The 15477-nt window shown below is 71.4% G+C and carries 13 protein-coding genes; 8 read left to right on the top strand and 5 right to left on the bottom strand.

Annotated elements, in window-relative coordinates; genetic code table 11:
- Positions 1-21 precede the first annotated feature (21 nt).
- The gene (locus ACFYTE_RS39940) at positions 22-1026 is read left to right on the top strand and encodes a DNA-3-methyladenine glycosylase family protein (RefSeq protein WP_388721790.1); all 1005 of its coding nucleotides are present in this window, start codon (positions 22-24) and stop codon (positions 1024-1026) included.
- A 233-nt stretch (positions 1027-1259) separates the two neighbouring features.
- Here ACFYTE_RS39940 and ACFYTE_RS39935 read toward each other — a convergent pair whose 3' ends face one another.
- On the bottom strand, positions 1260-2342 hold the full coding sequence (locus ACFYTE_RS39935) for a sugar phosphate nucleotidyltransferase (RefSeq protein WP_388721788.1): 1083 nt from the start codon (positions 2340-2342) through the stop codon (positions 1260-1262).
- A gap of 161 nt (positions 2343-2503) precedes the next feature.
- Positions 2504-3916: a peptidoglycan recognition protein gene (locus tag ACFYTE_RS39930; RefSeq protein ID WP_388721786.1), complete on the bottom strand. Its 1413-nt coding sequence runs from the start codon at positions 3914-3916 to the stop codon at positions 2504-2506.
- 129 nt (positions 3917-4045) lie between these two features.
- On the opposite strand from ACFYTE_RS39930, the gene ACFYTE_RS39925 reads away from it, so the two are divergent.
- The 4 genes from ACFYTE_RS39925 to ACFYTE_RS39910 all read left to right on the top strand — a co-directional run bounded on the left by ACFYTE_RS39925 (position 4046) and on the right by ACFYTE_RS39910 (position 9959).
- A complete protein-coding gene (locus ACFYTE_RS39925; RefSeq protein ID WP_388721784.1) occupies positions 4046-4801 on the top strand; it encodes a TIGR03089 family protein in 756 nt (251 codons plus the stop codon).
- Between the two features lie 249 nt (positions 4802-5050).
- On the top strand, positions 5051-6244 hold the full coding sequence (locus ACFYTE_RS39920) for an LCP family protein (RefSeq protein WP_388721782.1): 1194 nt from the start codon (positions 5051-5053) through the stop codon (positions 6242-6244).
- 230 nt (positions 6245-6474) lie between these two features.
- Positions 6475-8235 (top strand): LCP family protein, encoded by a 1761-nt coding sequence (locus ACFYTE_RS39915; protein WP_388721780.1) that lies wholly within the window; start codon positions 6475-6477, stop codon positions 8233-8235.
- Between the two features lie 128 nt (positions 8236-8363).
- Positions 8364-9959 (top strand): LCP family protein, encoded by a 1596-nt coding sequence (locus tag ACFYTE_RS39910; protein WP_388721778.1) that lies wholly within the window; start codon positions 8364-8366, stop codon positions 9957-9959.
- A 104-nt stretch (positions 9960-10063) separates the two neighbouring features.
- Here ACFYTE_RS39910 and ACFYTE_RS39905 read toward each other — a convergent pair whose 3' ends face one another.
- Positions 10064-11092, bottom strand: coding sequence for a glycosyltransferase family 2 protein (locus ACFYTE_RS39905; RefSeq protein WP_388721775.1), 1029 nt, complete (start codon positions 11090-11092; stop codon positions 10064-10066).
- 251 nt (positions 11093-11343) lie between these two features.
- Between ACFYTE_RS39905 and ACFYTE_RS39900 the strand changes: the two genes are divergently transcribed.
- Together ACFYTE_RS39900 and ACFYTE_RS39895 are read left to right on the top strand one after the other, a co-directional pair.
- Positions 11344-12732 (top strand): LCP family protein, encoded by a 1389-nt coding sequence (locus tag ACFYTE_RS39900; protein WP_388721823.1) that lies wholly within the window; start codon positions 11344-11346, stop codon positions 12730-12732.
- A 90-nt stretch (positions 12733-12822) separates the two neighbouring features.
- Positions 12823-13185, top strand: coding sequence for a four-helix bundle copper-binding protein (locus ACFYTE_RS39895; protein ID WP_388721773.1), 363 nt, complete (start codon positions 12823-12825; stop codon positions 13183-13185).
- A 197-nt stretch (positions 13186-13382) separates the two neighbouring features.
- Here the strand turns inward: ACFYTE_RS39895 and ACFYTE_RS39890 are convergent, their stop codons facing one another.
- Positions 13383-14699 carry an LCP family protein gene (locus ACFYTE_RS39890; RefSeq protein ID WP_388721771.1) on the bottom strand — a complete coding sequence of 439 codons (1317 nt, stop codon included), beginning with the start codon at positions 14697-14699 and terminating at the stop codon, positions 13383-13385.
- 119 nt (positions 14700-14818) lie between these two features.
- Here ACFYTE_RS39890 and ACFYTE_RS39885 point away from each other — a divergent pair, with 119 nt between their 5' ends.
- Positions 14819-15367 carry an acyl-CoA thioesterase gene (locus tag ACFYTE_RS39885; RefSeq protein ID WP_388721768.1) on the top strand — a complete coding sequence of 183 codons (549 nt, stop codon included), beginning with the start codon at positions 14819-14821 and terminating at the stop codon, positions 15365-15367.
- Between the two features lie 23 nt (positions 15368-15390).
- On the opposite strand, the gene ACFYTE_RS39880 is transcribed toward ACFYTE_RS39885, so the two are convergent.
- Positions 15391-15477, bottom strand: an 87-nt coding sequence (locus ACFYTE_RS39880; RefSeq protein WP_388721821.1) for an acyl-CoA dehydrogenase family protein, incomplete at its 5' end; no start/stop codon positions are given.

Here is a 15477-nt window from a genome sequence, read left to right as displayed (position 1 = left end):
CCGGCAGCTCTGGGACCCACCGTGGCAGGACGCTTCGCTCCGCGGCCCACGCGTACGACCGTGCGCGGCGGGCAGGTCGCCGTGCCCGCGGGCGTGCCGCGGCAGACCGGACCTGCTCCGGGGCGGGTACGGACCTGGGCGCCGGACGGGCCGCTCGACCTCGCTCTGGTGCTCGGGCCGCTCAGGCGCGGGTCGGCGGACCCCACGTTCCGGGCCACGCCGGACGGGGCCGTGTGGCGGGCCAGCAGGACGCCCGACGGGCCCGGGACGCTACGGGTGTCCGCGTACGACGGCGGGGTGCGCGGGCAGGCGTGGGGCCCCGGGGCGGACTGGCTGCTGGAGCGGTTGCCCATGCTGCTCGGTGCGGCGGACGACCCCGACGCGTTCGCGCCGCGGCATCGGCTGGTGGCCGTGGCCCGGCGCCGGCGGCCGGGGCTCAGGCTCACCCGGACCGGGCTGGTGCTGGAGTCGCTGATCCCGTCGGTCCTGGAGCAGAAGGTCACGACCGGTGAGGCGTACCGGGCGTGGCGGCTGCTGGTGCGCACGTTCGGGGAACCGGCGCCGGGACCCATGGCCGGGCGCCTGTGGGTGATGCCCGCGCCGCGGACGTGGGCGCTGATCCCGTCCTGGGAGTGGCATCGGGCCGGGGTGGACGACAAGCGGGCGTCGACGATCCTGCGGGCGGTGCGGGTCGCGGCGCGGCTGGAGGAGGCGGCCGGCATGGAACCGGCGGACGCGCAGGCGCGGTTGGAACTCGTGCCGGGGATCGGGCCCTGGACGTCGGCGGAGACGGTGCAGCGCAGTCATGGGGCGCCGGACGCGGTGACCGTGGGGGATCTGCATCTGCCGGGGATCGTGGGCTGGGCGCTCGCCGGGGACCGGTACGCGGACGACGCCGTGATGCTGTCGCTGCTGGAGCCGTACGCGGGCCAGCGGCACCGGGCCGCCCGCCTCATCCTCCTGAGCGGAAGGGCACCGGCCCGCCGCGCCCCTCGCATGCCCCGCACGGACATCGGCCGACTGTAGAGCCGGCGCCGAACCGCCACCCTGTGCCGCAGCCGCCTGGGCCCGCGGCAGCACCCGGCGCCGAAAGGACCTCCGCACACCCCGCGTCCAGCGGCGCCCGCATCACACCGCCGGCGACGAGAACCACGGCCACCGCGGCCCGCGTGAGCAGGGCAGCGCACTGCGCGCCGCCGGACGACCGCGGCCTCGCGGGCCGAAGGCTCCGGTGTGACGGGGGCGCCCCCTCAGGGGCGTTACTGGTCCGAGGAGAAGCGGACCGCGCCGGCCGGGATGCGGGCGTCGCACCATACGCGGGCGCCCTCGCGGAGTTCGTTGTCGGCGCCGATCACCGCGCCGTCGCCGATGACCGTCCCGGTCAGGACGGAGCGTTCGCCGACCCGGGCGCGGGTGCCGATCAGGGAGTCGGTGATGACGGCGCCGGGTTCGATGACCGCGCCGGGCAGGATCGTGCTGCCGAACACCCGGGCGCCGCCGGCCACGAAGGCGCCCTCGCCCACCACCGTGCCGCCCGTCAGCTTCGCGTCCGGCGCGACCCGCGCCGTCGGCAGCACCAGCCGGTCCCCGCAGCGGCCGGGGACGGCCGGCGAGGGGACCCGGCCCAGCACCAGGTCGGCCGAGCCACGCACGAAGGCGGCCGGGGTGCCCAGGTCGAGCCAGTATGTCGAGTCCACCATCCCCTGCAGATGGGCTCCGGCCGACAGCAGGCCCGGGAAGGTCTCGCGCTCCACCGACACCGGGCGGCCCGCCGGGATCGTGTCGATCACCGAGCGCCGGAAGACGTACGCCCCGGCGTTGATCTGGTCGGTGACGATCTCCTCGGGGGTCTGCGGCTTCTCCAGGAACGCAAGGACGCGGCCCGTGTCGTCGGTGGGCACCAGACCGTAGGCGCGCGGGTCGGTCACCTGGGTGAGGTGCAGGGAGACATCGGCGCCCGTCGACTCGTGCGTGTCCACCAGCGCCCCGATGTCGAGGCCCGTGAGGATGTCCCCGTTGAAGACCAGCACCGGGTCGTCGGGCCCCGAGTGGAGGCGCGCGGCCACGTTGCGGATCGCGCCGCCCGTGCCCAGCGGCTCCTCCTCGGTGACGTACTCGATGTGCAGGCCGAGCGCCGCGCCGTCGCCGAAGTACGGCTCGAAGACCTCGGCCAGATAGCTCGTGGCGAGGACGATGTGGTCCACACCGGCCGCTCTCGCCCGGGCCAGTTGGTGGCTGAGGAACGGAACTCCGGCGGCCCGGACCATGGGCTTGGGCGTGTGCACCGTGAGCGGACGCAACCGGGTGCCCCTGCCGCCGACCAGGAGGATGGCTTCTGTCACCTGTCGTCTCCGCTTCCTGCCGGGACCGGCCGAACTGTCTTCCGGCCGGTCAGTGTATGCAGACCGTGCGATGACGCCCTCGATGGCCGCGCGGTGTCACGCGATATCCGCGTGCGGATTTCCCCCGGCCGTCCCCGACGGCGTGAACGCGTGCCGCGGCCTCAGCGCCCCTGGTAGCGGGCCGCGGCGGAACGGGCCGAGCCGAGCTTGGAGTACAGGTGCTTGCCCGGACAGTCCGTGGCGTATCCGTCCCGATGGCCGGAGATCACGTTCAGTCGTACGTTCTTCCCCTTCGGGTACAGATTCCCACCGCCGGACTTCAGGTATGTCTTGCCCTTCGGATTGGCGCCGAAGAGCCCGAGCTTCCACGCCGTCAGCTTGGCGACGGCGGTCACCGCGGAGGCGGACGGCTTGCTGGAGCTGAACGTGCCGATGGCCGCGATTCCCATGCTGTTGCCGTTGAACCCGAGGGTGTGGGCGCCCAGCACGGCCTTGGTCACGCCCCCGGCGCGGCCCTCGTAGATGGTGCCGCACTTGTCGACGAGGAAGTTGTAGCCGATGTCCCGCCACCCCATGCTCTTGACGTGGTAGCGGTAGATACCGCGGATGACGGACGGGGCCTGCGAGCACTTGTAGTTGTTGCCCGAGGCGGTGTGGTGCACGAACGCCGCCTTGACCGACTTGGTGTAGGCGAAGCCCCGTTCGCGCAGCTTCTCGTCCGCGCCCCAGCCGTGCCGTGTGACGATGCGCGGGCGCGGCCCGACGTACGGCTGGGCGCGCTGTGTCCCGGCCCGTGGGGCACCGCGCAGGGCGAGCGCTTCCCGCTCGGTGTCCTTCTTGCTCAGCGACGGGATCTCGGCGGCGCCGAGGGGGACGAGGTCGGTGTTGGCGGCGGAGGCGCCGGCCGCGGCGTCGTCCAGGTCGACATGGGTGCGGGAGGCGTCGGCGGGTGAGCCCTGGCGTGGGGGTTCCGTCCCGGGGTCGATCAGTTCCAGACGCAGCCCCGAGGGCAGGGGTGAGGAGGAACCGCCGGTGCGGCCGTCGCCGGTGGCCGGTTCGGCGTCGGCCCGGACCCGTAGCTCCACGGCGTCCGAGTCGCCCACCCACAGCGGGGCCGTGGCGCCGCGCACCCGGCCCGAGGTGCTTTCCGCGGTGCCCGGGTCGGCCCCGTGGTCGGCGTTGTGCGTCTCGATGTCCTGCCAGCCGGACCACTTGCCGGTGGCGGTGGAGCGGGTGCGGACCTGGACCTGGCCGTGGAGTTCGGTGCCGGGGTTGTCCCAGACCACGCCGACGAGCGAGAAATGGCGTACGTCCCGGCGGTGCACGCCCTGCTCGGAGGCGGAGCCGAGGACGCGGTGACGGGTGAGGGGGACCAGGGGGACGAGGGGCAGCGACTGGGTACGGCCGGGCACGGCGGCGTCGGCCGGCCGGCCGACGGTCGTGGCCCCGTCCGCGGTCGGCGCCGGTCTCGCGGGCGCGGCGGTCGCGGGCAGGGTCAGCGGGAGGGCGAGTACGGCCGCGCAGGTGAGACCGACCGAAGGGGCACCGATCGAAGAGAAGAAATATCCACGCATGCTCCCGATCTTGAACATAGTCATACATATCTGTCCATCGGTGAACTGACGGACCGTCGGCTGCCACTCCGCCGAACCGGTGGCGCCGCCCACCGGTGCGCGCTCGCGCCGCCGCGTACCCTTGCGCGGGTGAACGCCACCGATCGCACCCCCGCCGACCTGCTGCGTTCCGCGCTCGCCGCGGACCCCGCACGCCCCCTGGTGACCTTCTACGACGACGCCACGGGCGAACGCGTCGAACTGTCCGTGGCCACCTTCGCCAATTGGGTGGCCAAGACCGCGAATCTGCTCCAGGGCGACCTGGCCGCCGGACCCGGGGACCGGGTCGCGCTCCTGCTGCCCGCGCACTGGCAGACCGCGGTGTGGCTGCTGGCGTGTTCGTCGGTGGGCGCGGTCGCGGACGTGGCCGGGAATCCGGCCGCGGCCGATGTCGTGGTGAGCGGGCCGGACTCGCTGGAGGCGGCGCGGGCCTGCTCCGGCGAGCGGGTCGCGCTGGCGCTGCGCCCGCTGGGCGGGCGTTTCCCGCAGCCGCCGGAGGGGTTCGTCGACTACGCCGTGGAGGTGCCGGGCCAGGGGGACCGGTTCGCGCCCTTCGCGCCGGTGGATCCGGAGGAGCCGGCGCTGATCGTGGCCGGGGCGGAGATGACGGGGGCCGAGGTCGTGGAGCGGGCCCGCGCCGACGCGCCCGCGCTGGATCTGATCGGGCCCGGCTCCCGGCTGCTGTCGGGACTGGCGTACGACACCTGGGAGGGGCTCAGCGCCGGGCTGTACGCACCGCTGGCCGTCGGCGGGTCCGTAGTGCTGTGCCGGCACCTGGCGCGACTGGACGAGGCCGCACTGGCCAAGCGGATGGAAACCGAACGGGTGACCGCGGCACACCACTGAGCGGACGGCTCCGCCGGGGGCAGATGGGAACGGACCCCGACCCCGACAGCACCGGTGGTGGGAGGGGCTGTTACCGGTGGTTATGTGCATGTTTCGGGCCGGCTGTCGCGCCGGGGCGCCCCCGCACCCCGGACAGCTCGCCGGATTTCACCCGATTGGAGTAACACGGGGCCGCCTCCCCAACCCCCTCGGGCCATCGTCGTAGGAGCAGGACGACACGCTCGTACGCCACGAGGGGGTGGACCGGACGTGACCGACGCCGCAGGTACGCCCCGCGGGAGCGACCCCGGTCCGGACGCGGGCGCCTCCGCCACCGGAGACGGGCTGATATGCCGGCGCCGGCGGCGCTGGACGAAGAGGGCGGTCCTGGGGCTGGCGGCGCTGGTCCTGCTCGGCGCGGGGGGCGGATGGCTCGCGTACACGAGGCTCGACGGCAACATCACGGCGGACGAGGCGGCCGCCGCCGAGCTGGCCCGCTATGAGCGCGAGCGGCCCAGCGCGCTGGTGCGCGGCGCGCAGAACATCCTGCTCATCGGGTCCGACACGCGTTCGGGGGACGGCAACGGGGCGTACGGGCGGGACACGGGGACCGGGCGGTCCGACACCGCGATCCTGCTGCACCTGGGCGCCGACCGGCACAGCGCCACCGCGGTGTCCCTCCCCCGGGACCTGATGGTCGATGTGCCGAGCTGTCTGCGCCCGGACGGCGGGCGCAGCGCGCCGGTCTTCGCGATGCTCAACAGCGCCTTCGAGACGGGCGGTTCGGCCTGTGCGGTGCGCACCGTCGAGAAGCTGACCGGCATCCGGGTCGATCACTACGCCGTCGTGGACTTCAGCGGGTTCAAGGAGATGGTGGACGCCGTCGACGGGGTGGAGGTGTGTCTGCGGGAGCCCGTCGACGACAGGGCCGCCGGGCTGAGGCTGCCCGCGGGCCGGGTCACTCTCGGCGGCGAGCAGGCGCTCGGCTATGTGCGGGCCCGCAAGTCGCTGGGCGACGGGAGCGACACCGACCGCATGGAGCGGCAGCAGCTATTTCTGGGCGCGCTGGTCGACAAGGTGCGCAGCAACGATGTCCTGTTGAACCCGGTGAAGCTGTATCCGCTGCTGGACGCGGCCACTTCGGCGCTCACCACCGACCCCGGGCTGGCCAGTTTGCGTGGTTTGTATCAACTCGTGCGCGGACTGCGGAACATCCCCACCGAACATGTGCAGTTTCTGACCGTTCCCCGGGAGTCGTACCCGTCCGACGCCAATCGCGACCAGCTCGTCGAACCCGAGGCGGGAAAGCTGTTCGAGCAGTTGCGGTCCGACGCCCCGGTGACGATCACCCGGCGGATTCCATCGGAATCGGCGACAAAAAGTGGCAATTCAGGTGGGAAGAACGCCCCCTCCCCCGCGCCGACCTTCCCCGGGAACACCGCCGCCGAGGACCCCTGCGAGTAAAGCGCGCACCAAGGGAACAGACTTCCGTCCAGAAATATGAGGCGGATTGCCCGGTTGTAGGGACGTGAATTTGTCACCGCCGTCGCTTGACGCTCAACTGGGCGGATAGTGTGAGCGATCCGGTGCACCATGCCACGAGGTCCGCCCTGGGGCCGTGCACTGTTTGAACCGAGACCCGAGCGCCTGAGGGGGAAGGCGCCGCGTGGCCCCGACGGAGGATTCGGACAACCGTGGACGCGCAAGGCCGTGGGCGGGCGGACAACATCGATCCCGCAGACCAGTGGGTACTCAATCCGAACACCGGCGAATACGAACTGCGACTGAGCCCTTCCGCACCGCAGTCGTCGGTGCCCGGACCGCGCAGATCCGGTTCCCGGGAATCCGACCGCGCCCCGCGGGACCGAAAGGCGACGCCGGGTCGGCAGCAGAGCAGGGCACCGGGCCGGGAAACGGGCCGGGCGCCCGGCCGGGAGGTTCCGCCGCAGCGCAGGCGGCGGGCGGAGCCCGAGCAGCCGGCCGGCCGGCGCAGCCGCCGCCCGGTCAAGAAGAAGTCGAAGGCGAAGAAGACCCTGATGTGGACCGGCGGCACCATGGCGTTCGTCCTGATCGCCACCGGCGCCGCCGCCTACGCCTACCTCAAGCACCTTGAGGGCAACGTCACCACCACGGACGTGGGCAGCGCGGGCAAGCAGGGCTTCAGCAAGAACGAGGCCTTCAACATCCTGATCATCGGCACCGACAAGCGCACCGGCAAGGGCAACGCGGGCTACGGCGACAGCGGCAGCGTCGGGCACGCCGACACCAACGTCCTGCTGCATGTCTCCAAGGACCGGACGAACGCCACCGCGCTCAGCATCCCGCGCGACCTGATCGTGGACGTCCCGGACTGCCCGACGAAACAGGAGGACGGCAGCGAGAAGGTCGTCCCGGCCACGGACGGCGTCCGCTTCAACACCAGCCTGGGCCAGGACGGCCGCGACCCGGGCTGCACCATGCGCACGGTGGAGGCGGTCACCGGCATCCCCGTCGACCACTTCATGATGGCCGACTTCAACGCGGTGAAGACGCTGACGTCGGCCGTCGGCGGGGTCGACGTGTGTCTCGACCACGCGGTGAACGACGCCAAGTCGCATCTGAATCTGCCCGCGGGCGAGTCCAAGATCGAGGGCGAGCAGGCGCTGGCGTTCGTCCGCACCCGGCATGCCTGGGGCAACCAGGGCGACCTGGACCGCATCAAGGTGCAGCAGCAGTTCCTGGCGTCGCTGATGCGCAAGATGGCCTCCAGCGACACCCTGACCAGCCCGACCAAGCTGGTGTCGCTGGCCGAGGCCGCCACCAAGGCGCTGACCGTGGACACCGGCATCGGCAAGGTCAGCACGCTGAAGGACGTGGCACTTGAGCTGAAGAAGGTGCCGACGAAGAACATCAGCTTCATGACGGTGCCGGTGCTGGACAACCCGGCGGAGACGGTCAAGGCGACCGTCGTCGTCAACAAGACCACGGCGCCCGCGATCTTCGACGCGATCAAGAACGACGTCTCCTTCACCGAGGTGAAGAAGAAGCAGAAGGCGCAGAAGGACGCGCAGGCCGCCCGGCTCAAGGGCACCAAGTCCGACGCGTCCGAGGTCCGGGTGCGCATCCTCAACGGCGGCGCCGCGTCCGGCAGCGCGCAGGAGACCCTGCAGTGGCTGCAGAACGACGAGGGCGTGCTCAAGTCGGAGAACGCGGGCAACGCCCCCGCGGAGTTGAGCAAGACCACCCTGGAGTACGCACCGGACCAGGCGCCGCAGGCCCGTAAGCTGGCCGCCATCATGGGGTTGTCCGGTTCCGCGATGAAACCGGGCGCGAGCGTGACCAACTCCCAGGGGCTGCCGGCGATGACGCTGACCCTGGGCGAGGACTTCAAGGGTGCGGGCGTTTCCCTCACCACTCCGACAAAGGCGCCGGAAGTGGATAAGTCCACGGCAGACAAGGTCAAGTGCGCCTCGTAGGTAACCCAACGGGCCCGTCGCGCGTCTAACCCGGCGCGGGACGGGCCCGTTGCAAGGCGCAGGGTGGGGAGGGCAGGGATTTGGCGCAGAGCGGTGTGCGGGGGGAAGCTCCTGCGGTCGACGACACGATGTCGCTCGCACCGCAGGGGCCAGGCGCGTCCGACGGACGCGGCCGGCACGGCGGCGGGCGGCGCGGGGGCGGCCCGAGCGGTGCCGAACGGGGCCGCGGACGGCGTGCGCTGCGCTGGTCGGCGACGGTGCTCGCGGTGCTGATACTCGGCACGGCGGGCGCCGGCTACCTCTACTACCAGCACCTCAACGGAAACATCCGGAAGGGTCAGCGCAGCAGCGGCGACTCCAAGGCGCACCGGACCCAGCCGAACGCGGCCGGGCAGACGCCGATGAACATCCTGCTGCTCGGCTCCGACAGCCGTAACTCGGACGAGAACGTGAAGCTCGGCGGCAGCAGGGACAACCGGGGCAACCCGCCGCTCGCCGACGTGCAGATGCTCATCCACCTCTCCGCGGACCGCAAGAGCGCGGCCGTGGTGAGCATTCCGCGTGACACCCGGGTCGACATCCCCGAGTGCAAGGACCCGGAGACCGGCGAGACGTTCCGGGCGACCAACACGATCATCAACGAGTCGCTGGCCCGCGGCGGGGCCGGCTGCACGCTGGCCACCTGGGAGAACCTCACCGGGGTCTACATCGACCACTGGATGACGATCGACTTCGCCGGCGTGGTGAAGATGGCGGATGCCATCGGCGGGGTCGAGGTCTGTGTGAACCAGAACGTGTGGGACCGCCCGCTGCCCGGCGTGCCCGGCGGCTCCGGCCTGAAGCTGACGGCCGGCACCAAGAAGGTGAAGGGCAAGCAGGCGCTCCAGTGGCTGCGCACCCGGCACGCCTGGGGCAGCGACATCCTGCGGGCAAGAGCCCAGCACATGTACATGAACTCGATGATCCGCACGCTGAAGCAGCAGAACGTCTTCACGGACACCGGCCGGCTGATGGGCCTCGCCGAGGCGGCCACCAAGTCCCTGAAGGTCTCGGAGGAGATCGGCACGGTCAGGAAGCTGTACGACCTGGGCATGCAGCTCAAGACGGTGCCGACGAACCGCATCACCATGACGACGATGCCGTGGGTCGAGGACTCGCAGAACGCCAACCACGTCGTACCGGACCCGGTCGACGCCGAGAAGATGTGGCAGATGCTCCGCGACGACGTGCCGTTCGACGACAAGGGCGCGGCGGACAAGGAGAAGAAGCCGACTGCCACGGCCGGGGCGACCAAGGCGCCCTCGGTCGCCGCCGACCGGCTCGGGGTGCTGGTGCAGAACGCCACCCGGACCGCCGCCCAGGCCCCGGTTCCCGGCCGGGCGCGCACGATCAGCCAGGTGCTGGTGCAGCAGGGCTACACCAGGGCGACGGCGGACACCTCGGCGCCGCTGTCCGAGGACGCGACGGTGGTGCACTACCCGAGCGCGGACCTGGAGGGTGATGCTTTGGCGGTCGCCAAGTCGCTGGGGATTCCGACGAGTTCGGTGAGGCAGTCGACCGATGTATCGGGGGTCACCGTCGTCGTGGGCGCCGACTGGCGCGACGGCACCGCCTATCCGAAGCAGTCCAAGCCGAAGGCCGGGGACCTGCCCAGTAATTCCGACGCCATCAACGGCTCGGACAAGGGCCAGTGCATGGACGTGTACCGGCCCTACCGGTGGTAGCGGGCCGACGCAGGCCCCTTCGGCGGACGTGACGCCGGATGTGACGCGGGCCCCTCCCGGCTTCGGGAGGGGCCCGCCTCATGTCCGGGCGAAGTCCGGTCCGTTCAGCGGGAGTTCAGCACCGCCGGGCGGCGGGAGGCGATGACCCGCCTGGCCAGGGAGCGCGGGCTGGTCAAAAAGCCCCAGCCCCAGGACATGTGCATGGTGGCGAGGGCCACGGGGATGCGCAGGCGGGCCGCAGGCGGCAGGCCCTTGCCCGCGGGCACCGAGCCGGCGACGATCGCCGCCAGATAGCCGCCGGGGATCACGAGGGCCCAGGGGGTGAGGACCGCGCCCACCACGAGACCCGCCGCTATCGCGCACACCGCCGTCGGCGGGGCCAGATAGCGCACGTTGATGGAGCCCTCGTGGTAGCGGGCCACGACATGCCGCCAACGGCCGTAGTCCTTGTACTGCTTGGCCAGGGCGCGCACCGAAGGGCGGGGGCGGTAGGACACCTTCAGCTCGGGCGAGAACCAGATCTGCCCGCCGGCCTCGCGGATGCGGAAGTTCAGCTCCCAGTCCTGGGCGCGGATGAACTCCTCGTTGTAGCCGCCCTGTTGCTCCAGTGCCTCGCGGCGGAAGACGCCCAGGTAGACGGTCTCCGCCGGGCCGGCCTCGCCGCCGGTGTGGAAGGCGGCGTTGCCGACGCCGATCTTCGAGGTCATCGCGGCGGCGACGGCCCGCTCCCAGTCGTTCTCGCCCTCGGCGTGCATGATGCCGCCGACGTTCTGCGCGCCGGTCTCCTCCAGGAGCCGCACGGCGGTCGCGATGTAGTTCGGCGAGAGCATGCCGTGCCCGTCGACGCGCACCACGACCGGATGGCGGGAGGCCTTGATCGCGGCGTTGAGGGCGGCCGGCGTGCGGCCGGTCGGGTTGGGGACGGTGTGCACGCGCGGGTCGTCGCGGACCAGCTCGGCGGCGATCTCGTCCGTGCGGTCCGTGGACGGACCGAGGGCGATCACGACCTCCATCTCGCCGGCGTACTCCTGCGCGAGGATCGCTTGGACGGCGCCGCGCAGATGCCGCTCCTCGTCGAGGACGGGCATGATCACAGAAACTGCGGGGAGCCGCACGTCGGGCTTGGCGTTCATAGGGGGCTCACGTTACCGCGAATGGGGGACACGGGTGCGCGCCGCCGGGCCGCTGACGCGGGCTGGAGATCGTATGGGCCTACGGTGCTCCCGGATCCCACGTACGGCCGTCGTCCGGAGGTGTCCCCTTGTCCCCCAGCCCGTCTCGGCCCGCTGCCCGGCCGCAGCGCCGCCCGCAGCCGCCCCGTCGTGCGCAGCGGCCGCCCGCGCGGCCGGTACGGCCCGTGCGCCAGAAGCGGCCCCGCTGGGCCATGCGGGCGGTGACGACGCTGTCCGTGGTGGTACTCGCCTCGGCCGGGATCGGGCACGCGGTGGTCAGCAGCCTGGACGCGGACATCGCCCGGGTGGATCCGTTCCGGGACATGAAGAACCGGCCGAGCGGCGGGCACGGCACGAACGTCCTGCTGGTCGGCACCGACGGCCGGGACAAGATCACCGAGGAGCAGCGGCGGCGGTACCGGCTGGGCGGCGCGCCGTGCCACTGCACCGACACGATCATGATCGTGCACATCTCGGAGGACCGGGAGCGGGCCACCGTGGTGAGCCTGCCGCGCGACTCGTACGCCGAGGTGCCCGAGCACGTCGACGAGACCACCGGGGCACGCCACGGCCCGCATCCGCTGAAACTCAACGCGGCCTACGCGGAGGGCGGGCCGCAGCTGACCGTGCGCACGGTGGAACACATCACCCATGTGAAGATCGACCACTATCTGGAGGTCGACTTCACCAGTTTCATGAAGACGGTCGACGTGGTCGGCGGGGTCCGGATCTGCACCACGACGCCCCTGAAGGACTCGTTCACCGGCCTGGACCTCGCGCCCGGCACCCACACGCTGATGGGCGGCGAGGCGCTGCAGTACGTCCGTTCGCGGCACATCGACGGGGCCAGCGACCTCGGCCGGATGCAGCGCCAGCAGCGGTTCCTGGCGGCGCTGATCGAGCGGGCGACCTCCTCCGGGGTGCTGCTGAACCCGATGAGGTTCCGGGACGTGACGCGGGCGGTGCTGGGCTCGGTCCGGGCGGACACCGGCTTCGGCACGGACGAACTGCTCGACCTGGGCCGCGCGATGCGTACCTTCTCCCCCGCCTCCTCCGAGTTCACGACCGTGCCGATCGGGCAGATGGCGTTCCCGGTCAAGGGCGTCGGGTCGACGCTGAAGTGGGACCAGGCCCGGTCGGAGCAGCTGTTCCGGTCGCTGCGCGAGGACAAGCCGCTCACCGTGGAACGGCGGCCGACGCAGGCCCCGTCCGTGCCGGTGGACGTGGCGCCGCAGCAGATCCGGGTGCAGGTGGAGAACGGCACCGGTACGGCCGGGCTCGGCAAGCGGGTGGACGCGGCCCTCGCCGCGACCGGCTTCGCCACCACCGGGCGGCCGGTGACCTCGGCGGAGCGGGAAGTGCGGCGCACGGTGGTCGTCTACGACCCGCGCTGGGACCGCTCGGCCCGGGCGGTGGTGGCGGCGCTGCCCGGCAGCGAGCTGCGGGCGGTGCCGGACCAAGGGCCGGTGCTCAGGGTGATCGCCGGGGCTGACTTCCACGAGGTGCACAAGGTGAAGGCGCCGCCGCCCGCGCAGGGCCGGCCGGGGGCGGTGCGCGGGGACGAGGTGCTGTGCTCCGGCAAGGACAAAGCGTCCTTCTAGGGCGGTCGTCGGATGGCGGGACATAGCCGACCGGAGTAGGACGGAAGCACAGGGGCCCGTCGGGCCCCCTTCGTTCCCCGTGGAGGAGCCATGACCCAGCCCGGAACCATGCCGGCCATGACCCAGCAGATGCAGGACTGCATCCAGGCGTGCATGAGCTGCCACAGCGTGTGCGAGGAGACGATGAGCTCCTGCCTGTCGATGGGCGGCCAGGCCCAGATGCAGATCATGCGCGCGCTCATGGACTGCTCGGAGATGACCCGGATGTGCGCGGACATGATGATGCGGCGCTCGCCGATGTCCGCCGAGATGTGCCGGATGTGCGCGATGGCGTGCGACATGTGTGCGGAGGCGTGTATGTCCATGCCGGACGACGCTCAGATGCAGCGTTGTGCCGAGGCGTGTCGGCGGTGTGCGGAGAGCTGCCGCGCGATGGCGACCACCCGAACCTGACCCCCACCCGAGGGCACCCCCAGGGTGCCCTCACAACACACCCCAAAGGAACCCGAGGAACTGCACACCCATCCACAACACCACCGCAGCGCACCGACCACCGCTCGGCAGCGCCCCAAAGGGGCGCGGGGAACTGCGCGCCCAACCACAACGCCGCCGCACCCGAACCACGACGCATCACGGCCCATCCAGCGGAGCTAACCCGTGACGGTGACCTTCTCGTCGTTGTTCAGTTCATTCACCAGGGTCTTGACCTTGGCCTTGTCCCAGACCAGGTTGCCGCCGCTGGAGCCGGAGATCGGCATGTTCATCGAGGCGCCGTCGCCGCCGCTGACACCCTTCATCGCCCAGAACATGGACGCCAGGTTCCACAGGCTCATGTCCTTGTCGACGGTCAGCGAATCCAGGCCCGCGCCCAGCGTCGGGTACAGCTTGAACGGGTTCAGGACCGTCGACGGCGTGGCCACCTGGTGGGCCAGCGCCGACAGGAACTTCTGCTGGTTCTTGGTGCGTTGAAGATCGGACGTGGCGAAGGCGTGCCGGGTGCGCACGAAGGCCAGCGCCTGCTCGCCGTTCAGCGTCTGCTTGCCCGCCTTGAAGTCGGCGCCCGAGTACTTGTCCTTGAAGCCCTTGTCGATGGTGATATCGACGCCGCCGACCGCGTCCACGATGTTCGCGAAGCCGGCGAAGCCTATCTCCACGTAGTGGTCGATGTGCAGACCGGTGTTGAACTCGACCGCGCGGACCAGCAGGGTCGGCCCGTCCTCCGCGTAGGCCGCGTTGAGCTTCGTGTGCCGGCCGGTGCCCTGGTACATCTTGCCGGACGCCGACCCCTTGTAGCTCGGGATCTCCACGTCCGAGTCGCGGGGCAGCGAGATCAGCGTGTCGCCGTTGCCGCCGACGTGCAGGATCATCATCGAGTCGGTGCGCTGCCCCTCGGCGGAGCCGGTGTGCAGCTTCTTCTTCTCCTCGTCCGACATGCCCTTGCGGCTGTCGGAGCCGACGATCAGGTAGTTGGTGCCCTTGCCCGCCTCCGGCCGTTCGATGACCGTCGAGAGGTCGACGTCCCGGTTCAGCTTGGAGTCGGCCCAGAAGTAGGTCGCGACCGTGGTGACGACGAGGACGCCGGCCACGGTGATCGCGGTCCACTTGATCCGGCGCCGCCAGTTCGGCGCGGGCCGCGGCCCGCGGGGGTCCGGTCCGGCCGGCCCGCCCGGACCGCCGTCGCCGGGCCTGCCGTAGACCTGCCCGGTGTTGTAGCCGCTGTCGTAGCCGTGCGGGTCGCCGTAGTCGTCGTAGCCCTGGCCGTCGGTGTACGTCGGCTGCTGCGGGACCTGGCCGTGCGGCGGCGCCGACGGGCCGGGGCCGCCGTACCCGCGCTGTCCTGGCGGGGCCGCCTGGCCGCGCCGTACCTGGCGCATCACGCGGGCGCCCTCAGGCTGCGCGCCGGCGCTGCCGCGTCCGTAGCGGCTGCCGCGGTTGTCGTCGGACCATCCCTCGGGCCAATCATTCATGCGCCCCAGTGTGCAGGGCAGGGCTGTATGGCTTACAAGGGCCGTCGGAAAATAAGAGCGCCGCTGTTGCCAACCTGACACAAATTCCGCAGTTGTCGGCTCGGCATAAGGTGGAGGCCATGACAGACCAGCCTCGCACGGCGGAATCCGACATTCCAGGCAAGCCCACGTCGGCGTCCCGCACCACGCTCAGCCACATCATGACCCACAGCGACACCAATCTGCTGGGCACGGTGCACGGCGGAGTGATCATGAAGCTGGTCGACGACGCGGCGGGCGCGGTGGCCGGCCGGCACAGCGGGGGTCCCGCCGTGACCGCGTCCATGGACGAGATGGCGTTCCTCGAACCGGTCCGCGTCGGCGATCTGGTCCATGTGAAGGCGCAGGTCAACTGGACCGGCCGGACCTCGATGGAGATCGGTGTGCGGGTCCTCGCGGAACGCTGGAACGAGTCGGCCCCGGCCACTCAGGTCGGCTCCGCCTACCTGGTGTTCGCCGCGGTGGACGCGGACGGCAGGCCCCGCGCGGTGCCGCCGGTGCTCCCGGAGACCGACCGGGACCGCCGCCGCTGCCAGGAGGCCCAGATCCGCCGCACGCACCGTCTCGCCCGCCGCCGGGCGATCCGGGAACTGCGCGAGAAGCGGGCGGCGGAGGGGTTCGACGACTGAACGCGCCTGCGGGCAGGGGCCGGTCAGGGCAGGTTGCGGGCCATCACGACGCGCTGGACCTGGTTGGTGCCCTCGTAGATCTGCGTGATCTTCGCGTCCCGCATCATCCG

This window comes from Streptomyces sp. NPDC004629 (assembly GCF_042873595.1).
In the GTDB taxonomy this organism is placed as follows: domain Bacteria; phylum Actinomycetota; class Actinomycetes; order Streptomycetales; family Streptomycetaceae; genus Streptomyces.
This window is presented reverse-complemented; position numbering and strand designations above follow the sequence as displayed.

Coding starts and splice junctions, on each gene's coding strand:
- ACFYTE_RS39930 (WP_388721786.1), bottom strand. CDS start 3,916: ATGCGTGGATATTTCTTCTCTTCGATCGGTGCCCCTTCGGTCGGTCTC.
- ACFYTE_RS39910 (WP_388721778.1), top strand. CDS start 8,364: ATGTCGCTCGCACCGCAGGGGCCAGGCGCGTCCGACGGACGCGGCCGG.
- ACFYTE_RS39905 (WP_388721775.1), bottom strand. CDS start 11,092: ATGAACGCCAAGCCCGACGTGCGGCTCCCCGCAGTTTCTGTGATCATG.
- ACFYTE_RS39900 (WP_388721823.1), top strand. CDS start 11,344: ATGCGGGCGGTGACGACGCTGTCCGTGGTGGTACTCGCCTCGGCCGGG.
- ACFYTE_RS39895 (WP_388721773.1), top strand. CDS start 12,823: ATGACCCAGCCCGGAACCATGCCGGCCATGACCCAGCAGATGCAGGAC.
- ACFYTE_RS39890 (WP_388721771.1), bottom strand. CDS start 14,699: ATGAATGATTGGCCCGAGGGATGGTCCGACGACAACCGCGGCAGCCGC.
- ACFYTE_RS39885 (WP_388721768.1), top strand. CDS start 14,819: ATGACAGACCAGCCTCGCACGGCGGAATCCGACATTCCAGGCAAGCCC.